The sequence below is a fragment of the Xenorhabdus sp. KK7.4 genome, from assembly GCF_963876465.1.
GTDB classification, from domain to species: domain Bacteria; phylum Pseudomonadota; class Gammaproteobacteria; order Enterobacterales; family Enterobacteriaceae; genus Xenorhabdus; species Xenorhabdus stockiae.
Map to the genome: position 1 here is coordinate 101,811 of NZ_CAWNQF010000078.1, position 23,414 is coordinate 125,224.

Below are 23,414 nucleotides of genomic sequence, written 5' to 3' on the forward strand. Positions count from 1 at the left end.
TTTACAAAATTACGTGATAAAAATTCACAAAATAGTGCTTTGTCCTTGATTTTGTTATGGCGCAGGGCAGTATTAAATAAAATCATTAACATGCCGCCTGACTCGGTGATCATACTCACAGTATTAAGTTTTATTAACAAGAGTTAGCAATTAGTTCTCGATTATTTTCTCAAAATGCTCTTTATTTAGTTGAAACAATTTTGTTGCTAACTTGTTATTTATAATTCCGAGGGTTGTATATGGAGCTGATCACACAATGGTTAGGTGCAATAAACGGGGTTGTATGGGGAGTACCAATGTTGATTGGTCTTCTGGGCATTGGTATTTTCATGCAAATCCGCCTGTCTTTCCTGCCTATCCGTAAATTAGGAACAGGTTTCAAATTACTTTTTCAAAAAAACAAACAACGTGGTGAAGGACAGATTTCACCTTTTAATGCATTAATGACCGCATTATCCGCAACAATAGGTACAGGAAACATTGCCGGGGTAGCGACCGCCATTGTCATGGGTGGGCCAGGAGCATTGTTCTGGATGTGGATGACGGCATTGGTAGGAATGGCGACTAAATATTCTGAAGCCGTGCTGGCGGTACGTTACCGTGAAACAGACAAAAACGGTAACTACGTGGGCGGTCCCATGTACTACATCAAAAACGGATTAGGAAAAAAATGGGTCTGGCTGGGAACGTTATTTGCCTTATTTGGCAGCATGGCCGGTTTTGGTATTGGCAATACAGTACAGGCCAACTCGGTTGCTGAAGTACTACACAGTAGCTTTGGTATTGATAAAGCCATTACTGCCGTTGCACTGGTTCTTCTGGTTGGTGCGGTACTGATTGGTGGAATTAAGCGTATTTCTGATGTTGCAGGTAAGCTGGTGCCTGTGATGACCGTCGGTTACTTGGCGATCGGGATTATCGTTCTGGGGCTTAACGTGACCGCTATTCCGGAAGCAATTGCCTTGATCATTAAGTCTGCGTTTACTCCTGTTGCGGCTCAGGGTGGATTTGCCGGTGCAGCAGTCTGGGCTGCAATCCGCTTTGGTATTGCCCGTGGTGTATTCTCTAACGAAGCCGGTATGGGAAGTGCGCCTATCGCTCACGCAGCCGCAAAAACTCAAAACCCTATCCGACAGGGCTTAATCGCTATGTTGGGTACTTTTATCGATACCATTGTAGTTTGCTCCATTACCGGGCTGACAATTGTTATTACTGGCGGCTGGCTGACAGGCGAAACCGGCGCAACACTAACAGCAAGTTCTTTCTCGTCAGTGATCCCGGGAGGGCACTACCTTGTTGCGATTGCTCTGGCTATCTTTGCTTTCACAACCATCTTAGGCTGGAGTTTCTACGGTGAAAAATGTATCCAGTACTTATTTGGAACGAAAGCCATTACACCTTTTCGTATTGTCTGGATCATTGCCCTGCCAATTGGCGCGACTCAGTCACTAAGCTTAGTTTGGCTATTAGCTGATACACTCAATGCAATGATGGCTATCCCTAACTTAATTGCGATTGCCCTGTTAAGCCCTGTGGTATACCGTTTGACCAAAGATCACATCCATGATGTGAATGCGGACAGCCTTGAAATTAAGGCAAACAGCATTGAAATTAAAACGGCAATGAAAACAGATTAATAATTATTAAATAAAAGCTATAAATTGAAATTGCTCCTATGTCTCCAGCTGAGTGTTATCAGGCCTAACGCACAGATTGAGATATGGGAGCATGCTATTTATGAGAGGTACGAAATTAATGCAATTAATATAATAATGAAAATTAGAGGCAATAATAATGAAATATAGCCATGTCGTACCTCATTCTCAGAAAATTTTGACTACTTCAATTGAAAACTGGATTGACTGGCGCTGGCAGCAAAAAAATGCCATCCGTGATGAAGAAGCTTTACGTTTAGCCTGTGGCGGATGGAGCGAAGAAATAACCCAGCGTATTCAACATAATCTACATGGGCAAAAGATGCAGATTACCCCTTATTATCTGCGTCGTATTTTAGTCACCAGCCAGTCTGACGATATCACCACAAGCCCGCTATGGCGGCAAGTTGTTCCATTCTGGAGTGAAGAAAAGCTGAATGGTTATGATGGGGAATCAGAAAACTGGGAACTGAATCATGAAATGAAAACCCCTATTTGCCAGCATAAATATGACAATCGAGTCATTTTGCGCATGGTAAATGCCTGTAATTCCTACTGTCAGTTCTGTTTTGAAGCCCTGCGAACATTGAAAGTTGATTCAGAAAAATCCAATGCAGGTCGTAATTCCTTCCAGCAATCCATCGAATACATCAGGAATACGCCTTCAATCGAAGAAGTTATCCTGAGCGGCGGTGATCCCCTCATGCTGACGGATAACAAATTAGCTGAATCCCTCGCAGCTATCAGAGAAATCAGGGATGATCTGTTAATTCGTATTCATTCCCGTGCTCTCACTTTTAATCCTTACCGTATTACCGATAATCTGTTAGAAGCTCTGGAAAAATATCGGGTTAATGCCTTTGGTGTGCATATTTGTCATCCACTGGAAATCAGTGAGGAATTCCAGTCTGCGGTGCGTCGCATCCAACAAGTTGTGCCGATTGTTTTTTCCAATATGCCTTTTTTACGTGGAATTAATGATAGTGAAGAAACACTGCATAAGTTATTTATAGCGCTTTATCGTATCGGCGTGAAACCTTATTATCTCTACCACTTTATGCCTTTCTCTCCGGGTTCTTCCGAATACAAAGCCTCAATTAATGATGGCATCGCTATCATGAAAAAACTCAAGCGCCGGGTTTCTAACATTGCCTTGCCGGAATATGTTTTGCCACATATGAAGGGGAAATTTACTGTTCCACTATTCACGGATCCTGATGAAATTCCTTATTTCGAAACGCGTGGTAGTCAACATTATTATCGTTTTATTAACTGGAAAAATGAACCATGTGAATGGCTAGATAATTAATCCCATTTATTGTTTTATCAACGGTTAATTTAATAAATCTAAAAATAAATTTATACCCGATAGATTTCAGGTCGCTGACGGCTGAAAGTCATTCTGTCGCTCAGCGATCTGAAATACTAAGGGTATATAGCCCGTGTATTTCGAGGATATCACATGAAACCGAATGCAATTCTATTTGTTGATATTGATGAAGCGGATGTAACACGTTATTACTACCGGGAACCTCACTTTGCAGAAGCAAAAAAGATGGGAATCTCTTGCCTGACGGTAGCGCATAAAGGCCGTCAGAATACAGAACGGCTTTTTGCTGACAGTGATGAAGTTTTTTTCCTGGCATCGTTATCGGCTGAATCCTTGCAGGAGTTTGTTATTAGCTTGCAACAAACTTATACCCTGTGCGCAATTCTCTGTTACGCGGGACAGGCTTCTGCCTATGGGCAGTTGGGCTGTATTATTGCTGAAATTTGCAAAAAAATCGGGATACCTCACACGTCTTCTGCTTCTATTGCTGCCTGTAACAACAAATTCCTTATGCGTCAGGCGTTACAAAAGCACGGAATTAGATCAATAAATTATGCATTGTGTAATAGTGAAGAGGAATTATATAAACAGGCAGAAATAATTGGTTATCCGGTTATAGCAAAACCACCTTTTGGCGCAGGTTCAGTTTTTATTAAGAAATGCAATAACTGGTCTGAATTACAGTCTCATTACCAATTATTTAAAATACAGTATAAATCTACCGCTTCAATTCAGTTTCTGGGAATGACTGAGACCTATTTTACCGCTGAGGGTATATCACTCCTCAATCAGCCCGGACAAAGTATTCTGCTGGAAGAATATATTGAGGGTATTGAAGGAACTGTTGAGTGTGTAATGACTCAGGATGAAACTTATCCGATATTAATAAATGAAAAACTGATTTTGACTGAAAAAAATAATACGATATTAGAGAATCTTCTTATTTCTCCGCCTGTTTCATTTACCGAAACAGAACAGGAACAAATCAGAGATTATGCCATTGCCTGCATACAAGCTGTCGGGTTGAACTATTCTATTGCTCATCTTGAATTCCGCATGACGGCGGATGGCCCGATAGTTATTGAAATTAATCCGCGGCTTGGTGGTTTATTTGTAAGTACCGCATTTCGTGATGTTGCAGGATTAAATCCTTACCAGCTTTATCTTTCTATTCTTTTGCATGAGAAAGATATTGATGCTCAGATTAAACAAGGCCAAAAACAGGCGATGACAGGCAAACAGCATTACTCCATGTTAGCTATTTATCCGGAAAATAGTGGTTATTTTCATGGAATAGAAAATATTGAGTACATCAAAAACAAAGCGTGTGTCATCGAATGCCGGACGCAGCCGGCTGGCTGTTATATTGATGCGGAAACAGAAGAACATTACCTGATAAGGTGCTGGGCAAAAGTTGATGATGCTTTCCATGCCTATGCATTACACGATGAAATAATACAGCATGTAAAACCCATTATTACTCCAATTTTATAAGGGCTGTCACTCATGCGAATTGCAGAAATTTCGGCTCAATTAATGGATGAGCATTATTGCCATATTCCTCATTTTGATGAACTGATTTCATATTATGAAGAAGATGCCAGAACATTTAAAAATTATTGGAATAATTTAGCGTTGGATCAGAATTTCAAAAGCTATACGCATAGGGAAAGGCGAATTCTGCGCTACCATTATTATCCCGGCATGGAAAATCCTTTGCAACTTAACCGAGATAGTGAATATCGTTCATCAGTAATCTATGACGTTGAATATACAAAAGGAGCTAACCAGCTTAGTTATGTGGAGGAAGGGTTTATTAACCACCCTATTATGCAACATATTCTTTCAACGAATATTGCTATCTTAGGCGAACGATTAGTAAAAGGTTATCGCTATTCAATTGATATTCACCAATTCCGGGTCAAAGCCTTGTCAGGTAAAGAGAGCCCGACTACTTCCGGCATTCATCAGGACGGGCAGGAGTGGATTTTTATGCATTTTATTCAGGGCAATAATATTGCTCCTGTGATTTCTGAGGTTCATGTAAGTAGCGATGAAGCCCCGCCTTTACTGCGAACAGCGATGACTAAATTTCTGGAAACGCTCGCAATAGATGACAAACAACTTTATCATCGGGCAAGCAGTGTTCGGCAAATATCTCCTACCTCTGAGGCATTTCGGGATTTATTGTTGGTCACCTTCCGGCAGTCTCCTGAATAATAAGAGAGCTAATAATAATGTTAAGTCAGGCAAATAGTTTGAATGTGCGTGGATCTGGCCGTAATGCGTTATTTATCGTGAGTGCGAGGTTTGTCTCTGATTTTGGCGCATTTCTGAATATGGTGGCGTTATCCACCTACGTTTACCTGCTGAGTAACAGTGTCATGCACGTCAGTATTTTTCTGGCTTGTCGTGTTGCTGGTGGGGTTATTGCCAGTTTAATTGGAACCCCTTTTTTCCGGCGATATGCAGGGCGATGGCCGCTCGTTTGTTTCGATTTCTTGCGGGTTTTATTGCTGTGCTTGTTACTGATAATTCCGGTTTCACAGCAATTATTGATCTTACCGGCGATTGCTTTTGGAATTGGGCTGGGTAACTCAATGTTTGCCATCGGGTTAAACAGTCAGCTTCCACATTGGGTATGTGCTTCACAACGTATATCAACGAATTCCTGGCTGACTTCCGTTGCGGCCACAGGCGCAGTACTTGGCAGCCTGATATCCGGTTTACTGGTTGCCGGCAGTGGTTACGAAATGGTTTTTATTGTCAACATCATTACCTATCTGGTGGCGGCAATATTGATTATGCCACTGCGTTTTCTCACCAAACCTGAGTCACAGGGAACACGGGCCTTAGGGAACGAATGGCGAGAATTACGTCTTGGGTTACGTGGAGCACCGATACTGGCCGGAATGTTATTTCTCAGTCTGGCGGATACACTGGGCAGTGCTGCCCATAACGTCGGTTTTCCTATCATTTCCAAGCTCCTGAATCCGGATAATGCCAGTACGGTAATGGGCCTGTTATTGGCAACGTGGGCGGTGGGAAAATTCAGTGGTGCGCGTTTAGCCAGTTATTTGCTACGTAGCCGCAACTTATTGAAAATGGAAAAACTGTTTTTTCTCGGTGTTGCATTGATGTCAACGGGCTTTATCCTGACTTTCCAGCAAACCGACCAGCTTTGGTTGCTGGTGTTTGCAGTCTGGGCAGGCATTGGGGATGGAATTGCAGAAGTGAGTTTAATTTCCCGGGCACAAAGTGAGCCGGAAAGTCTGCGATTGCCCATTTTCAGTCTTCTGACCTTACTGCAAATGACAGGTTTTGGGATAGGAATGCTATTGGTCGCACCGTTCTACGTCTGGCTGCCACCTTCCAGCGTTATTATCATATTCCACGGTTTGCCACTGGCCGTACTAGTTATTATTTTGATATGGGCACGGCGTTTTACCATCAGTAAGGTGTGAATTTCATCTATCTGCCACCTTCGAAATTCTTACCTTATTGGCTGCACTGAATACTTTTAATTCATGGGGCGTATAATGCCCCAAATATCCCCGCAAATTCCGCAGTGTTCCCGCCATTGAATTTCGTCGCTTTTGTCATGCTTAGCAATATTTTATTTGCCCTTTGCTGAAGCTTGTTAAGGGCAAATTTCCTGCATGCAATAACGAATGCTCACCAAGGAAAGCTGTGGCTGAAGATAGCGATCTCGAAAAAACCGAAGAACCCACGCCCCATAAACGGGAAAAAGCTCGAAAAGAGGGGCAGATAGCGCGTTCGAAGGAACTCACTTCTATCCTGATGTTAGCGGGAGGTGTCAGTTTGCTCTGGATGAGCGGACAATCACTCACTCACGAACTTTCATTGATGGTATTCGAAGGATTTAATTTTGACCATAACATGGTCAGTAATGATAAACAGATGGTGCAACAGGTGGGTCGCTTGTTGAAACAGGCTGTCTGGGCAGTATTACCTGTGTTTACCGGATTGGTTTTGATTGCCCTGAGCGCACCAACGTTAATGGGCGGGCTGATATTCAGTTCGAAATCCATCAAATTTGATCTGACTAAACTGAATCCGATTGCTGGTCTGAAGAAGATCTTCTCCATGAATGCGTTGGCAGAGTTGTTCAAGGCAATTCTGAAAGCGTCATTGGTAGGAGGAGGGGCTGCACTATTTATCTGGGCAAACTGGCCTGCCATGCTGAATCTGACAACTCAGCCACCGCTGGTGGCGTTGAGTGATGCCATGATGATGCTGATTTTTGCAGGCTACATTGTCCTGTTTATGCTGATACCGATGGTGGCATTTGACGTGCTTTATCAGATCCGCAGCCACCTGAAAAAACTGAGAATGACCCGTCAGGAGATCAAGGATGAATTTAAGGAGCAGGAAGGGGATCCACATGTAAAGGCGCGGATTCGCCAACAGCAGCGTGCGGCTGCACGTAAGCGCATGATGGCGGATGTGCCGAAAGCGGATGTCATTGTCACGAACCCGACTCACTACGCAGTAGCTTTACAGTATGACAGTAACAAAATGGGCGCACCTAAAGTACTGGCGAAAGGGGCTGGGCTTATTGCTTTGCGTATCAAAGAGATTGGTGCGGAGAATCGAATTCCGTTATTGGAAGCGCCTCCATTAGCAAGGGCGTTATTCCGTCATGCTGAAGTGGGGGGCTTTATTCCGGCAGCACTTTATGCTGCCGTTGCTGAAGTGCTTGCCTGGGTTTACCAATTGAAACGTTGGAAACGGGAAGGTGGCCTGAAACCAAAAACACCTGAAAATCTGCCAGTGCCGCCAGCACTGGATTTTGCTGGAGAAAATAATCGTCATGGCTAATCTGGCCTCATTATTACGTTTATCAGGGAATCGTTTACCGGGGAATATGAAAGGTTCCGAGTGGCAAATGCTTGCGGGGCCTGTACTGATCCTCATGATCCTGTCGATGATGGTACTACCGTTACCACCATTCCTGCTCGATCTCCTGTTCACATTCAACATTGCTCTTTCCATCATGGTCTTGCTGGTAGCGATGTTTACGCGTCGGACACTGGATTTTGCTGCTTTTCCGACGATCCTACTGTTTTCGACTTTATTGCGTCTGTCACTGAACGTCGCTTCTACACGTATCATTCTGATGGAAGGACATACCGGATCAGCGGCGGCAGGGCAGGTGGTAGAAGCTTTCGGCCACTTTCTTGTCGGGGGTAACTTTGCCATTGGTATTGTTGTGTTCGTCATTCTTATCCTGATTAACTTTATGGTAATCACCAAAGGTGCGGGGCGTATCGCCGAAGTCGGTGCGCGCTTTGTACTTGATGGAATGCCCGGCAAACAGATGGCGATTGATGCTGATTTGAATGCCGGATTGATTGGTGAAGATGAAGCGAAAAAACGCCGTGCAGAAGTGACACAAGAAGCCGATTTCTACGGTTCAATGGATGGTGCGAGTAAATTCGTGCGCGGAGATGCCATTGCCGGATTAATGATTCTGGTGATCAATATCATCGGTGGCTTAATTGTTGGTGTTGCCCAGCACAATATGAGCCTGGGTGATGCTGCGGAAGCCTATACGTTGCTGACCATTGGTGACGGTCTGGTTGCCCAGTTACCGGCGCTGATCATCTCTACCGCTGCGGGTGTTATCGTTACTCGTGTAGCGACTGACGAAGATGTTGGTCAGCAGATGGTGACTCAGCTTTTCAACAACCCTAAAGTTTTAATGTTGAGTGCTGGTGTATTAGGTTTACTCGGCTTAGTTCCGGGAATGCCTAACTTTGTTTTCCTGTTGTTCACTGCTGCATTAGCGGGAGTCGGTTACTTCCTGTTGCGTAAGGACAAAGATCCGCTTACGGCACAACATGAAGAGATGAAAGCGGTGGAAGAGCAACAGCAAACTGCTGAAGCTTCATGGTCTGATGTTCAACTGGAAGACCCTCTGGGAATGGAAGTCGGTTACCGTTTGATCCCGATGGTTGATTTTCGTCAGAATGGCGAGTTGCTTGGTCGTATCAGCGGTATCCGTAAAAAATTCGCACAGGAAGTGGGTTATTTACCGCCTGTTGTCCATATCCGTGACAACCTTGAACTTGCTCCTGCAAGCTATCGCATCATGATGAAAGGGGTAGAAATTGGTCGTGGTGAAGCCCATCCGGGACGTTGGCTGGCAATTAATCCGGGTGGAGCAGTCGGTGATTTACAGGGTGACCTGACGAAAGATCCTGCTTTCGGTCTACCTGCTGTCTGGATTGATGACAGTTTAAGGGAACAGGCTCAGGTACAGGGTTATACCGTGGTAGCGGCAAGTACGGTTGTGGCGACACATCTTAACCATTTATTGTCTCAGCACTCCAGTGAACTGTTCGGCAGACATGAAGCACAGCAATTGTTTGAACGTGTGAGTCAGGAAATGCCGAAACTGACTGAAAACTTTATCCCTGATGTTGTCAGCCTGACGACCTTACATAAGGTTCTGCAAAATCTGTTAGCGGAACAAGTACCAATCCGTGATATGCGAACCGTTATTGAAACGCTGGCGGAACATGCACCGGTACAGACTGACCCTTACGAATTGACAGCTGCCATCCGAATTGCTCTGGGTAGAGCAATTGCTCAGCAATGGTTCCCAGGTGTGGATGAAATTAAAGTGATTGGTCTGGATGCAAACCTTGAGCGTATTTTGCTTCAGGCATTACAGGGCGGTGGCGGACTGGAGCCGGGACTGGCTGAAAGTCTGGAGCGTCAGGCGGCAGAAGCACTGGAGCGTCAGGAAATGCTGGGAGCACCACCGGTACTGTTGGTCAATCATGCGCTGCGCCCATTACTGTCACGTTTTCTGCGCCGTATACTGCCTCGATTGGTTGTACTTTCCAATCTTGAAATTACCGATAATCGCCAGATAAGAATGACGGCGACAATTGGTGGTGCTAGATAATCTCACTTCTGAATTTACGGTAAACTCCATTATTTTAAATGGGGTTTACCTATCATTATTTTATTTCTATTTATTCTTTTATTAATAAAACACCTGATATACCATGACTTATTAGAGTTGGCTGCATTCAATTCTGTCAATGAAATAATAAATTAAGTTATGGTAATATAGGATAATATGTTTTCATATAAAGATAATCCGATTCGAGCATTTTACACCGAACAATATATTCGGGTATATCAGGCATTTTCAGACTCAATTGCCGATAGCGCTATACAAAATAATACTTTCATTTCTCCTCCTTTTAGTATGACACGCATGACATGGATTAAACCCTCATTTTTATGGATGATGTACCGATCCGGCTGGGGGATGAAAGATGAGGGGCAAAAACGCATTTTAGCAATTGACATTACCCATGAAGGATTCCGGGAAATTATCCAGCAAGGCGTTATTAGCCACTATCATTCTGAATTCTCTGATTCAAGGGATGCCTGGAAAAAGAAAGTACAACACAGTGATGTTGTTATTCAGTGGGATCCGGAACGGGATATCTCATTGAACAAATTAGAGCAGAGGACAATCCAAATCGGGTTGCGAAATCAGGCTGTTGAAAAGTATGTTAATCATTGGATTAGTAATATCACGGATATCACCGACACAGTACATCACATCCATGAGTTGGTAAAAAATAATCAGTTGAATTTAGCCAAAAACTTATTACCGGAAGAAAGAATTTATATTGGGCAATAAAGATAAATTTCCCCACAAAAGGTGGGATCATAAGGAATAGAATATATCTATGGAAACTAAATATAAAATTCTTTTAGGATTAGTGGCATTTGTCGGAGTTTTATTTCTTTTTGGTGCATTTCATTCTGCTAAATCGACAGTGGTGCTTACGTTGGATGGGGTGAAAACAACCGGAGTTGTAACAAAATTAGAGTTACATATCTCAAATTCAAATAAGTCTAAAAGAAAAAAAGAGAGTAAATATTATCATCCGGTTATTAACTTTACAACCGAAGACGGTAAAGAAGTTCAATTTACCTCCTCTTCCGGAAGTAATCCAGCTAGTTATAACATTGGTGAAAAATTAGAGATTATCTATTTGAAAGATAATCCTGCTAATGCTCAATTAAATAATTTTTCTAGCCTTTATGGCATTACTCTTATTTTTTCACTCTTTGGGTTTTTATTTTCTCTAATAGGCTTTTTCCCTCTGTTTAGAGCACGAAAAAGAAAAACAGTAAAACTATCGAAAAGAAGTAAGATCGTATCTTAATGTAATGAAAAGATTAGGAAATGTATCAAATTCAAAAGGCGCGAAAAGCGCCTTCCAAAAAACCAGCACTTTGTCAGTAATCTGAGGTCAATCAGTCTTGATTGACCTTGAACATAAATATACACTTCGTCTTTCAAGTTGCCTCTTTGTTGGCTACGCTCGTTCACCCCAGTCACATAGTTATCTATGCTCCCGGGGGTCACTCCCTTGTCGCCGCGACGCATCTTGAAATCCATTGTGTATATCTAATGTCTTTGTCGGGCTACCCACGGCACCATGAAAATAGCTATCGCAGCAATACCGGCTGCCACATAGCTGATATTGATTAATCCCCACTCAGAGATCACTAACCCGCCAATGATTGCTCCTAAACCAGTACCGGCATTAGCAGCGGAAACATTCAAAGTACCAGCTAGCGCCTGTGCATGTGAAGCCGCTTTCATAACCCGAACCTGACAGATGGGGAACAGAGCAGTGTAAGCGATACCCCATAGTGACAAAGATAATCCCAGCAGAAATAGAGAGCTGGATAGAAGAACACTGAAAACCATTCCTATACCCAACAATAATGTGAATATCATCGTAATACCTAGCGGATTACGATCTACAAAACGGCCACCTAGCCAGTTGCCGATTAAACCAATAGCCCCAAATCCCATTAACCACCACCCGACATATGCTGGTTTTACTCCGGCGATACGTTCTAATGTATCGGCTAAATACGTATATGCTGTAAACATAGCAGTGAAGATCACCACAGATAGAATAATATTGGCTATAAATTGAGGATTTTTGAGGATGATTGTTTGCTCTTTAATTCTGAGTTTTTCGGGCAGCGCAATGGCTGGCATGAAGATTGACATGAGGATTGCTATTAAAAAGGACATGCCTGCCAATCCCCAGAATGTACCTCGCCATCCGATATAATCTGATGCAAGAGTACCTAACGGAATACCGAATAATAATGCAGCAGAGATGCCCAGATAAACTTGTGAAATGGCCCGGCCGGCAAATTTGGGACCAACTATTTGCCCGGCGGTTTCACTGGCTGTTCCCCAGAAGACTGGCAACATTAGGGCAGGGATAAATCGGGCAACAGCAAGTACCCAGATATTAGGAGCGATAGCCGCCAGAGCGTTGGTAGCAGCAAAGATAAGTAGAATGGTAACGAATAGTCTCTTTCGTTCTATATGAGACAGTAAGACTGTTAGCACGGGGCCACAAAACATCACCGTAAATGCAAACAGCGTGACAAGTTGTCCGGCAACTGAAATTGAAACATTCAGATCCCGAGCTAAAGCCGGTAAAATCCCGACGATTAAATATTCAGTCGTAACGATAACAAAGGCTGCTATAGCCAGGATAGTAATAGAAAAACGGCTACGGTTGGTCGATTTGGTAGTAATTGCTGTTGAATAAGAAGACATTAAAAGCTCCTACATATTTCAAAGGTTCTACCCAGTTTATTGGAAAAAATAAATCTTATATTTGGTTTATTTTCATACTATTATGGAATTTAAATCCATAATCAGAGTTTTGATATGACACCTTTCGAACGTTTTAAGGGTATAGAAGCTTTTGTCGTCACGGTAGATTCAGGAAGCTTCACGGCGGCAGGGCAACGATTAAATTTAACCAACTCTGCAATCAGCAAGAGTGTGGCTCGTTTGGAAGAGAGGCTGGGTACACGTCTGTTTGAACGTACAACTCGCAGATTGTCGCTGACAGATGCAGGAAGTGCTTTCTATCGTACTTGTGTCCGTGTACTTGCTGATTTGAAAGAAGCAGAGATTGTTCTCAGTACACGCTTCCGAGAACCCGTAGGTCGGCTGCGGTTAGATGCGCCAGCGACATTTGGTCGATTGAATGTTTGGCCACTATTATTAAACCTTACAGAGCAGTACCCTCACTTACACCCACATGTTTCGCTTACTGATCGGTTTGTTGATTTAATTGACGAAGGTATTGATGTAGCGGTGCGCATTGGAGGCCCGGAGCATTGGCCTTCCTCTCTGGGACATCGGTATCTTGGTCGTGAGCGCCTGATTTTCTGCGCTTCACCTGCTTATCTGGCTAAATATGGTACACCAACATCGGTAAATGAGTTGATTCGTCATGATTCTGTACTTTATGGTAAGGCCGATGGGAGTACCAGCCCTTGGCTGATTGCTAATCACACAGGATCAGTTGAACGTAAGACGATGGAAGGCCGGATCATTGTTGGCAATGGTGAGGCTCAGGTAAGCGCGGTTAAAGCAGGCTACGGTATTGCACAGTTAGCAACATGGATAGTACGTGATGATATACAGCGCGGTGAATTAGTTACAGTATTGCCGGAATTAACAACCGATGGATTACCACTTCATTTAGTATGGCCAGTTGGGCGACAATTATTACCTAAAGTAGATATTGTTTTGGAATTATTAAGCAAAGAACTACGAATTAATTAATCAGCCTGAGATTTGTTTTCAAATACATTGTGGGGTAAGGGCTTAGTGATTTTATATTCTTCATTAGTATCTTCCATTCAATCAATTCTGAAAACTCAATAAAAAAAATCAGCCAGTCGCTTTATATTTTCATTAATTTCGGCTGGTGTATGGGCCGCGTAGCCGAAAAGAATTGCTTTATCCGAAAAGGAGTGAATACAGTAGTGTGATAATGGCTGGGCACCTAAACCTAGTTGCCTGCATTTTGTAATAATCTCTTTTTCGGTAAAACCGTCTTTTAACCGGCACACCATATGGATGCCCGAATCAGTGATATTCACATCGAAAACATGAGGAAGGTATCGATTTATGGCATTAAATAACGCGGTTTGCCTTTCATAACATAATTTTCTGACGCGACGTACATGGCGCGCATAATGGCCTTCTTGTATGAAATGAGCTAATACTACCTGTTCCAGATAACCAGAGAGCGTATCGCTGTAGTATTTCATCATCGTGAACGCATCAATTAATGCCTCTGGAACGACTAAAAAACCAATGCGTAAACCGGGGTACAGCATTTTTGAAAAGGTGCCGGCGTAAATGACCCGTTGAGTCGTATCCAATCCTTGCAGTGCCTGAATGGGTTTAGATAAATAGCGGAACTCACTGTTATAGTCGTCCTCAAAAACCCATGCATTGTGTTGATTAGCCCAGTCAAGAAGCGCTAAACGCCGTGATAGTGCCAATGTAGTTCCTAACGGAAACTGGTGGGAAGGAGAGGTATAAACTAACCTTGCATCGGAGTGATTGGCTGCACCATAAGCAATATCCATTCCTTGTTCATCGGAAGGAATAGGAGCGATTTGTGCGCCCATCGAGGTGAATATTGCTCTGGCACTGTCATAACCGGGGTCATCTAACCAGACTTTATCATCAGGTTGTAATAATACCCGGGCAGCTAAATTTATTGCCTGCTGAGTACCGTTAACAATAATAATTTGATCTTCGCGGCAATTTACACCACGGGTTGAATGAACGTAATCAGCCAGCACTTTTTTTAGTAGTGGATAGCCATCAGGTCGGTTAAATTGCCCGATTGTTTTTTTAGAGTGACGCCAGACTCTACCGCTTAACTGTCCCCATAATTCATGAGGAAATTGATCCACACAACCGACACCGATGTTAAATATAGGGTATTGGTCGCTCGTTAGTTTTATTTTTTCCCAGAAAGGCATCAGCCTATTTGCAGTAGCGCTGAGGTCTGGTGCTGAAATCATTTTTCTTTTCAGGTAATCAGGAGAAGGATTTGTTGTGATCAACTCATCTGGGATCGTGGTTGATACATAGGTTCCTGAACCTTTACGTGCTATCAAATATCCTTCATCGATCAGACGTTCAAAACCGGCAATCACGGAGTTGCGTGAAATTGCCATCATTTCAGCCAGTGCTCTTGTGGATGGGATTTTGGTTCTTTCGGTGAGCCGACCATCAAGAATAGCATTTCTGATCGTGTGGTAAACCTGATCTTTAATGTAGCCATTATTTAAGAGTAAATGCGGAAACGGGGATTGTGATTTGCGCACCATGATAAAGTGGATCCTTAAATAATAATAAAAGTGTATCTTATTAAGTACCAAATGCAATTGTAATATTGTTCCGTCATTTCTTCATTATGATTTTTACGATAAAAATCAAATAGGATGGCTTTTATTTGAGAGGAGTTATCATGAACAATAATTTATTACCGGTTACTGTTGAATTTGTTTCTCCTGAACATTATTCACAGTGGCTGGTTTATTGGCAGGCATATCAGGATTTTTATAATGTTGATTTAGCGAAAAATATTACTGAAAGGACGTGGGCCAGATTTTTTGATGTAAAAGAACCCATGCACTGTGCGGTCGCATTAGAGAGCGGTAAAATTCTTGGCTTTGTTCATTATCTCTATCACCGTGCTACATGGTCTGAAACTGATTTTTGTTACCTTGAAGATCTCTTTGTTTCACCGGAGTTCAGAGGGCGTCATATCGGTAAAAAGCTGATTGAATTTGTCCAGCATGAAGCACAAAAACAACATTGTGGGCGGTTATACTGGCATACACATGAAACGAATCTGCGTGGTCAGCGCCTTTATAACTGGGTGGCTGAAAAGTCAGGCATGATTGAATATCGTATGCCATTGTAATTGGGTTTTGTTAAATAAATATGCCGATCTTCAGGATCGGTATTTTTCTTTCATAAAAGAAAAATAATTTAATGTATTAATGCTTCAATCTCTTCCCAGTTTAATTCCTCCATTCATTCGCGTCATATCTAAATTATCACACTTCAATTTCCATTTATGATTAATTTTATCTCGGGTTAATTTTTTATTAGTGCTTTCAATTTATTCATTGAATTATTTTTAATGGTTATTAAACGTTATTAAGTACTACAGAAATGAATTTATTAATTCGGGAAGGTGAATTTGCATAAAAAGCAATTTGCATTATTGGCAATGTACTCAATATAAAATTTTCGGCACGATCAATGCCGATATAAAACTAACAACGCTACAAAAATTTTTTTCAGAAGAAAGTTTACTTTCATTTTGTGGCGGTAGCTTTATCTAAACAAATACTTTTCTGCACCCTAAGTAATTTAATCAACCATAATCACTTTTATTTAAAGAGAGGCTGTTATGTCTACAAGTACGTCTCAAATTGCGATTGAATATCCTATTCCTTCTTATCGTTTTGTTGTTTCTGTTGGCGGTGAACAGATTCCATTCAATAGCGTTTCAGGTCTGGATATTAATTATGAAACCATCGAATATCGTGACGGTGTAGGTAATTGGTTCAAAATGCCTGGTCAACACCAACCTATTAATATTACCCTGCGTAAAGGTGTTTTTCCGGGTAAAACTGAGTTATTTGACTGGATTAATTCTATCCAACTGAATCAAGTTGAGAAAAAAGATATTACCATTAGCTTAACCAATGATGCTGGTTCTGAATTATTAATGACCTGGAATGTCGCTAATGCTTTCCCTACTTCATTAACATCTCCTTCCTTTGATGCCACCAGCAATGATATTGCCGTTCAGGAAATTACGCTGGCGGCTGATCGCGTCACTATGCAGGCTAATTGAGGCATTGATAGTTAATCATTCCATATAAGGGATTTTTTATGACAACAGTTACCAGCTACCCCGGCGTTTATATTGAAGAATTAAATAATCTGGCGCTATCTATATCCAGTAGTGCTACAGCCGTTCCTGTTTTTGCAGTGAATGAAAAAAATAATGTTATTGCCGAAAATACCGCATTCCGAATTAACTCCTGGATGGAATATCTTAATAAGGTATCAAACAATTTTGATGCAGAAGATAAATTATCAGTTTCTCTGCGGGCTTATTTTACTAATGGCGGAGGTTATTGTTATCTCATCAAGACCAGTAATTTAGAAAAAGTGGTTCCAACCTTAGATGATGTCACTTTGCTGGTTGCTGCGGGTGAGGATATTAAAACAGCCGCAGCAATTTTATGTCAGCCGGGAAAAGGATTATTTGCCATTTTTGATGGCCCTGAAGAAGCCCTGACTATCACGAATGTAGAAACCATCAAGAGTAAATATGACGCTACCGCGTTCGCGGCAGTTTATTACCCATGGCTGAAAGCGGATTGGGCAAAAATTACTATTCCACCGAGTGCGGTTATGGCTGGTGTTTATGCCTCCGTCGATCTCTCCCGCGGTGTATGGAAAGCCCCTGCCAATATTGCATTAAAAGGCGGACTGGAACCGGCATTTTTGGTCACGGATGAAGTTCAGGGAGCATATAACGCTAAGCGTGCCATTAATATGATCCGAACTTTCAGTAATACCGGTACCACCGTTTGGGGAGCAAGGACGTTGGAAGACAGTGACAACTGGCGCTATGTCCCTGTGCGTCGTTTATTCAATACCATCGAACGGGATGTTAAGCGCACCATGAGCTTTGCCATGTTTGAACCTAACAGCCAACCAACGTGGGAACGTGTTAGAGCAGCAATCAATAATTACCTTTATAGCCTGTGGCAACAAGGCGGATTGGCGGGCAACAAAGAAGAGGAAGCCTATTTCGTGCAGATTGGCAAGGGAATTACGATGACAGAAGATCAAATTAATCAGGGACAAATGGTAGTCAAAGTCGGTCTGGCTGCTGTTCGACCTGCGGAATTTATCATCCTCCAGTTTACGCAAGATGTAGAACAGCGTTAATCATATTGATTGATAAGGAATTATCATGGTAGCTGATCTAAAAACGCCCGGCGTTTATATTGAAGAAAATGCTTCCCTTGCATTGTCTGTCAGCAACAGTCCCACAGCTGTGCCTGTTTTTATCGGTAAGTTTACCCCAAACACGGTAGAGCCAAACCAAGCCTGTATCCGTATCAATAACTGGCTTGAATTTACTTCTGCTTTTTCTTTGGCACCAGTGACAGATGTTGTTATCAAATCAAGCCTCCCTTCTGATAGTGGAACAAAAAAAGAAGCCCGAGAAACACCTGATGTTCAGATTCTCGCTGCTTCTGTTGCTGAGGGAGAAACCCAAAAATGGATCCACAGTATTGAGAGAATTAATCAATCTCTGGCTGTAGAAGCCCTGAGGCTCTATTTTCAAAATGGAGGAGGGAGCTGTTATATCTACCCATTAAACAATATTAATAACGAATTGGCTTTGGCAGCCATTCCCGAATTAATTGAGCAACAAGGGGATATTACTCTACTGGTTTGTCCGGAAACCGAATGGGATTACAAAAACAGAGTTTATGATGCAGCCAGTTCATTACTAAATGATAACAAAGTAGGCTATTTTCTGATTGCAGACAGCCCTGATGGTGAATCTATACCAAGTTCGGGAACTCGTTCCAGAATTGCCGCGTATTATCCTCAGTTGGAAACTAACCTGACATTCTCTGCCTTGCCCGTTGATAAGAATGTGATTATCAGTGGATACGAGGATGAATCAGGCAAAGATAAACTGAAAAATCTGGATGAACTCAGGAAAAAAAATGAAACGCTGGCGCGGAGTATTGATGCCAGATTAAAACAGGAACAACAACGTCAGCTTATTCTTCCTCCCAGCTCCGCCATTGCCGGAGTTTATTGCCAAACGGATAACCAGCGTGGTGTCTGGAAAGCACCTGCGAATGTTGCACTTACTGGTATCAAAGGATTGACTGATAAAGTTGACGATGCTCGGCAAGGAACCATGAATGACAAAGGCATTAATGTCATCCGATTATTTACGGGTCGTGGTTTTATGGTTTGGGGATCCCGTACTTGTACGGAGGTTAACAACACCAATTGGCGCTACATTCCTGTCCGTCGTCTGTTCAATGCCGTTGAACGTGATATTCGTCAGGCACTGCGGGCTGTGTTATTTGAAACCAATAATCAACCGACCTGGATGCGTGCCAAGGCTGCCGTTGACCACTATCTTTATGCTCTCTGGCAAAAGAATGCCCTGATGGGAAACACCCCTGAAGAAGCTTATTTTGTCCATATCGGTCAGGATATCACCATGTCTGACGCTGATATCAAACAAGGCAAAATGATCATGAAAGTGGGTCTGGCCCCAGTGCGACCGGCTGAATTTATCGTTCTGCAATTTACGCAGGATATTGTTCAGTAATCTCCGTAATTAAACACAAGGCACTGTATTGACAGTGCCTATCTCACCCAATTAAAGGAGATGATGATGGAAAAAATTCAACCGGGCGTAACATTAACAGAAAGTATCATTACCACAGGGCAACAGGAAATATCCAGTGCAGTGCCTGTATTTATTGGTTATACCAGCCGTAATCAACAACACGCAAAAACCGCGGTTCGTATCGACAATCTGGTGGAATATATCCGGCTATTTGGCGACCATCATTTAATGGCATTTGCAGTCAGGCACTATTTCGATAATGGCGGGCAACAGGCTTTTGTTTTACCGCTGCAAGGGAATATGCCCTCGGAAAATATCACCCAAACGGAAGCGGAAACCCTGATGGCAGCACTAAGCAGCAAAGCGGTGCAAGAAGCCATTAGCGCAGAAACACAGATTACCCTGATTTTGGCACCGGATATCGCCCGCCTGAATGACAATATGATTGATGATCAACAAATTTTATCCAATTTGTGGTCTGAAGTCTGGATGGTATTGCTGCAATTGAGTCAGACCCGTTCTAATCTCTTTGTGCTGCTGGATGCGCCGGATGAGATAGAGCAGGCAAAGCAATGTCTGAAAGATCTCTCATCAGGATATCGTCAATGGGGTGCTGCCTATTGGCCTCGTCTGGAAACGACATATCAGGATATATCCGGCTCCAAAAATATTGTGCTCTCGCCTACCGCCGCTATTGCAGCACTTATTCAACATACGGATAGTGAAGTCGGTGTATGGAAAGCGCCCGCCAATATTGCTCTGTCTCAGGTTATCCGGCCGGTTAAGTCGTATCTTCAGGGAAGTGAACTATTTAACAGTAATGGGACTTCTCTCAATGTGATCCGCACTTTTCCCGGTAAAGGTATACGCGTATGGGGATGTCGCACTCTGGAAAACACAGATAACACGCCGTGGCGTTATCTTCAAACACGACGCTTAGTTTCTTATGTCATCGCGCATTTGGCGAAATTGGCCCGTATGTACATCTTTGAGCCTAATAACGAACTGACATGGATGAAATGCAAAGGGCAAAGTTATAACTGGCTGCGACAACTATGGTTACAGGGAGGCTTGTACGGTTCACGGGAAGATGAAGCATTTACTGTGTTGTTAGGCGTAAATGAAACGATGACCGAAGAGGATATCCGGGCAGGAAAAATGATCATGAAAGTCGCCTTAGCTGTATTGTCTCCCGCCGAATTTATCGAAATCAGTTTGGTATTTGATACCCAAACGGGCGCGCTTTTATCTTAAAAAGGAAAGAGCACAATGACCGATTTTTTCACTCCGGTGGTATCCCACCGCTTTATGGCGAGTTTTATTTTCAACGGTATTCCTGACCCGCTGGATATCCGTTTTCAGCGTATTTCCGGTTTAAGCCGGGAACTCCAGGTCACCCAGCACAGCCAGGGTGGTGAAAATGCCCGTAATAACTATCTGGCTGAAAAGATCCAACACGGCCTATTAACGCTGGAGCGTGGTGTGATGACAGTTTCTCCTTTGACCCTGATGTTTGACCGTGTGTTGCGTGGAGAAAATATCGCCTATGCGGATGTGGTGATCATGCTGTTAAACGAAAATTCATTGCCCTTGTCCAGCTGGATATTGAGCAATGCCTTACCGGTACGCTGGCAGACCAGCGATTTTGATGCGAACAGTAATGCCATTTTGGTGAATACCCTTGAACTGCGCTATCAGGATATTTGCTGGCTGGGAGTCAAAGTATGACAGTCGAAATCAGAGAATTAATTATTCAGGCAAAAGTGGTTTCATCAATGCCGCCAACCGGCTCAGAGCAACAGAGCTATTCGTTGGTTCAGGAAAGTCTGGATGAGGCGGCTTTAGTTGAAAAAATTAAACGTGAAGTGCTGGCTGCATTACGCGATGAGGAAAGGTGGCGCTCATGAGTTTAATTGAACGTGGTTTAGCAAAGCTGACCATTAACGCTTATAAAGACAGAGAGGGCAAAATACAGGCAGGCACCATTCAGGCTATGTATAACCCTGATTCCCTGCAACTGGATTACCAAACGGATTACCAACAATCTCTGGCAATTAATAGCGAAAAACAGAGCAGCATTTATGTACAGGCTAAGCCCGCCGGGTTATCCCTTGAGCTGATTTTTGACGGCACAATGCCGGACAATAAAATCCCTGTTGAAGCTCAGTTAATGCAACTCAAGCAGTTGTGCAGCGTGGATGCCACCAGTTATGAAACACAATTCCTGCAAATCAAATGGGGAAAAATGCGCTGGGAAAACCGCGGCTATTTTGCCGGCAGGGCGAAAAGTTTGTCTGTGAATTATACCTTGTTTGATCGTGATGCCACACCTTTGCGGGCACGGGTTATCCTGACACTGGTGGCGGATGAAAGTCTGGTCTTACAGGAGACAGAACAAAATCTTAAATCACCGGCGCAAATCGCTTTACGGGTACAGGATGGCGTTTCACTGGCTATGATGGCGGCCAGCACGGCATCGACGCTGTCTGGAGGTGTTGATTACCTCACACTGGCTTCGCAAAATAATCTGGATAATCTCAACGGGTTTGCACCGGGTGAGATATTGCAGGCCTCCAGAGGAAATCCCTGATGAACCATCAACTGAAAATCATTGCCGATGGTCAGGAATTGTCCTTGCTGGCTGTCGTTGATGTCGATACCAACTTCTGCGTTAACAGCATCCCTTCCGCAACATTGAAACTCAGTTTACCGGACAGACCACTTTCTTTTTTCAGTCAGACAGATGTACAGGCTGAGTTGGCCCATTGTCAGACAGGGAAAACGCTGCTTCTGGAATTGATTGAAGGGGGACAAAAATCAGTGCTGTTTAACGGTCAGATTACCCGTAACTCACTAAAGATCAAAAATAAGCAATTATTACTTACTCTGGTTGTCCGGCATCGACTACAACTGATGGCAGATACTCAGCACTCACAGTTGTTTAAAGCCAGTAACGAAAAAACTATTCTGAATACCTTGTTGAGTCAGGCGGGGATCAGGGCACGTTTTGATCAGATAGCCGCATTGGATCAAAAACATGAACAGATGGTGCAATTTCGTTGTTCTGACTGGCATTTTTTGTTGTGTCGGCTACTGGCAACGGGTGTATGGCTGTTACCCACGACAGAAGGCGCTCAGCTTGTTCAACCTAATACCCTGAAATCCAACCCAACTCATATCCTGAAAAGTCGTGGAGATGAGGAAAAAGATATCCTCGTCAAAGATGCCAGCTGGCAATTTGATAACTATCTTAACCCCGCTTCGTTGGAAGTCAGTGGTTGGGATATCAATAAACAACAAGAATTGTCAGGCGGGCGCTACAGCAGTATTGCTGTGGGCGAAGCGGCACTTTCTCCTGATAGGTCAGCGTTTTTAAATAAAACAAGCTGGGACATTCGCTACAGCCGCCCGTTAACCAGCCAAGAGAGTGGTCATCTGGCACAGGGTTTATTGCTGAATCAGCGAATTTCTGGTGTTACAGGCGAGTTCCTGCTTAAAGGTAATGGACGTTATCAGCTAGGTGACAATATTCAATTAACGGGGTTCGGTTCTCAATTGGATGGTACTGCAAGTATTACTGCGGTTCGCCATCATTTTAACCGACAAATTGATTGGGAAACGACGTTAAGCATTGGCTTGCAAAGGGAGTATCTGCCGATGCTTCCCGATGCGACTGAACTCCATATTGCGACTGTCGCAAAGTATCAGCAGGACAAAGCTGCCCTGAACCGCATTCCTATTATTCTGCCGGTACTGAATCGTCCGAATGAATTTTTATGGGCCCGATTGGGGAAACCTTACGCCAGCCACGAAAGCGGTTTCTGTTTTTATCCAGAACCCGGTGACGAAGTCATTGTCGGTTTTTTCGAACATGATCCGCGTTATCCGGTCATTCTGGGGGCAATGCACAACCCGAAAAATAAAGCGCCATTAGAACCCAGCCAAGATAATCAGGAAAAAGCGCTGGTGGTGAAAAAAGAACTCACGCTGAAAGGGCAGACCATGAATGCTGAAATGAATAAATCACTCAATATGTCAGGCAAGAACAGTGTTGAGATCAAAGGCAACAAAATTAATCTTACCCAGTGAAAGGTGAAC

21 protein-coding genes are annotated in these 23,414 nt (G+C 43.1%); 19 read left to right on the top strand and 2 right to left on the bottom strand.

The annotated features are described in order from the left end of the window. Nucleotides 1–239: 239 nt before the first annotated feature. From AACS90_RS13260 to AACS90_RS13300, 9 genes are all read left to right on the top strand, one after another. Nucleotides 240–1,637, top strand: coding sequence for an alanine/glycine:cation symporter family protein (locus tag AACS90_RS13260; RefSeq protein ID WP_099120538.1), 1,398 nt, complete (start codon nt 240–242; stop codon nt 1,635–1,637). A gap of 157 nt (nt 1,638–1,794) precedes the next feature. Then, a complete protein-coding gene (locus AACS90_RS13265) occupies nt 1,795–2,964 on the top strand; it encodes a KamA family radical SAM protein (RefSeq protein ID WP_099120539.1) in 1,170 nt (389 codons plus the stop codon). A 153-nt stretch (nt 2,965–3,117) separates the two neighbouring features. Beyond that, nucleotides 3,118–4,479: an ATP-grasp domain-containing protein gene (locus AACS90_RS13270; RefSeq protein ID WP_099120540.1), complete on the top strand. Its 1,362-nt coding sequence runs from the start codon at nt 3,118–3,120 to the stop codon at nt 4,477–4,479. A gap of 12 nt (nt 4,480–4,491) precedes the next feature. Next, complete coding sequence (locus AACS90_RS13275; protein ID WP_099120541.1) at nt 4,492–5,205, top strand: 2OG-Fe dioxygenase family protein; 714 nt, start codon at nt 4,492–4,494, stop codon at nt 5,203–5,205. Nucleotides 5,206–5,222: 17 nt separating this feature from the next. After that, complete coding sequence (locus AACS90_RS13280; protein WP_099120542.1) at nt 5,223–6,449, top strand: MFS transporter; 1,227 nt, start codon at nt 5,223–5,225, stop codon at nt 6,447–6,449. A gap of 226 nt (nt 6,450–6,675) precedes the next feature. Then, nucleotides 6,676–7,827, top strand: a complete 1,152-nt coding sequence (gene flhB / locus AACS90_RS13285) for a flagellar biosynthesis protein FlhB (RefSeq protein ID WP_099110913.1) — start codon at nt 6,676–6,678, stop codon at nt 7,825–7,827. 109 nt (nt 7,828–7,936) lie between these two features. Then, nucleotides 7,937–9,922, top strand: coding sequence for a flagellar biosynthesis protein FlhA (flhA, locus tag AACS90_RS13290; protein WP_370630627.1), 1,986 nt, complete (start codon nt 7,937–7,939; stop codon nt 9,920–9,922). A gap of 177 nt (nt 9,923–10,099) precedes the next feature. Further along, on the top strand, nt 10,100–10,675 hold the full coding sequence (locus AACS90_RS13295; protein ID WP_099120544.1) for a DUF4291 domain-containing protein: 576 nt from the start codon (nt 10,100–10,102) through the stop codon (nt 10,673–10,675). A gap of 49 nt (nt 10,676–10,724) precedes the next feature. Continuing rightward, on the top strand, nt 10,725–11,207 hold the full coding sequence (locus tag AACS90_RS13300; RefSeq protein WP_099120545.1) for a DUF3592 domain-containing protein: 483 nt from the start codon (nt 10,725–10,727) through the stop codon (nt 11,205–11,207). Between the two features lie 245 nt (nt 11,208–11,452). Here the strand turns inward: AACS90_RS13300 and AACS90_RS13305 are convergent, their stop codons facing one another. Then, nucleotides 11,453–12,634, bottom strand: a complete 1,182-nt coding sequence (locus tag AACS90_RS13305) for an MFS transporter (RefSeq protein ID WP_099120546.1) — start codon at nt 12,632–12,634, stop codon at nt 11,453–11,455. Between the two features lie 114 nt (nt 12,635–12,748). On the opposite strand from AACS90_RS13305, the gene AACS90_RS13310 reads away from it, so the two are divergent. Continuing rightward, nucleotides 12,749–13,657, top strand: a complete 909-nt coding sequence (locus tag AACS90_RS13310) for a LysR family transcriptional regulator (protein WP_099120547.1) — start codon at nt 12,749–12,751, stop codon at nt 13,655–13,657. 95 nt (nt 13,658–13,752) lie between these two features. On the opposite strand, the gene pdxR is transcribed toward AACS90_RS13310, so the two are convergent. After that, on the bottom strand, nt 13,753–15,225 hold the full coding sequence (pdxR, locus tag AACS90_RS13315) for a MocR-like pyridoxine biosynthesis transcription factor PdxR (protein ID WP_099120548.1): 1,473 nt from the start codon (nt 15,223–15,225) through the stop codon (nt 13,753–13,755). A 140-nt stretch (nt 15,226–15,365) separates the two neighbouring features. On the opposite strand from pdxR, the gene AACS90_RS13320 reads away from it, so the two are divergent. The 9 genes from AACS90_RS13320 (at nt 15,366) to AACS90_RS13360 (ending at nt 23,405) form a co-directional block, all read left to right on the top strand. Next, nucleotides 15,366–15,824 carry a GNAT family N-acetyltransferase gene (locus AACS90_RS13320; RefSeq protein WP_099120549.1) on the top strand — a complete coding sequence of 153 codons (459 nt, stop codon included), beginning with the start codon at nt 15,366–15,368 and terminating at the stop codon, nt 15,822–15,824. 495 nt (nt 15,825–16,319) lie between these two features. Then, entirely contained in the window at nt 16,320–16,769 is a 450-nt protein-coding gene (locus tag AACS90_RS13325) for a phage tail protein (protein WP_099120550.1), read from the top strand. A gap of 38 nt (nt 16,770–16,807) precedes the next feature. Continuing rightward, nucleotides 16,808–17,878: a phage tail sheath family protein gene (locus tag AACS90_RS13330; RefSeq protein WP_099120551.1), complete on the top strand. Its 1,071-nt coding sequence runs from the start codon at nt 16,808–16,810 to the stop codon at nt 17,876–17,878. A 25-nt stretch (nt 17,879–17,903) separates the two neighbouring features. Further along, nucleotides 17,904–19,295 (top strand): phage tail sheath family protein, encoded by a 1,392-nt coding sequence (locus AACS90_RS13335; RefSeq protein WP_099120552.1) that lies wholly within the window; start codon nt 17,904–17,906, stop codon nt 19,293–19,295. Nucleotides 19,296–19,361: 66 nt separating this feature from the next. Further along, nucleotides 19,362–20,570: a phage tail sheath family protein gene (locus AACS90_RS13340; RefSeq protein ID WP_193757130.1), complete on the top strand. Its 1,209-nt coding sequence runs from the start codon at nt 19,362–19,364 to the stop codon at nt 20,568–20,570. A gap of 15 nt (nt 20,571–20,585) precedes the next feature. Then, complete coding sequence (locus AACS90_RS13345; RefSeq protein ID WP_099120554.1) at nt 20,586–21,044, top strand: phage tail protein; 459 nt, start codon at nt 20,586–20,588, stop codon at nt 21,042–21,044. Then, nucleotides 21,041–21,223 carry a DUF5908 family protein gene (locus AACS90_RS13350; protein ID WP_228858900.1) on the top strand — a complete coding sequence of 61 codons (183 nt, stop codon included), beginning with the start codon at nt 21,041–21,043 and terminating at the stop codon, nt 21,221–21,223. Before AACS90_RS13345 ends, AACS90_RS13350 begins: the two co-directional genes overlap by 4 nt. Continuing rightward, the gene (locus AACS90_RS13355) at nt 21,220–21,906 is read left to right on the top strand and encodes a CIS tube protein (RefSeq protein WP_099120555.1); all 687 of its coding nucleotides are present in this window, start codon (nt 21,220–21,222) and stop codon (nt 21,904–21,906) included. Before AACS90_RS13350 ends, AACS90_RS13355 begins: the two co-directional genes overlap by 4 nt. Then, the gene (locus AACS90_RS13360; protein WP_099120556.1) at nt 21,906–23,405 is read left to right on the top strand and encodes a phage baseplate assembly protein V; all 1,500 of its coding nucleotides are present in this window, start codon (nt 21,906–21,908) and stop codon (nt 23,403–23,405) included. The genes AACS90_RS13355 and AACS90_RS13360 overlap by 1 nt, the downstream gene beginning before the upstream one ends. Nucleotides 23,406–23,414 lie beyond the last annotated feature (9 nt).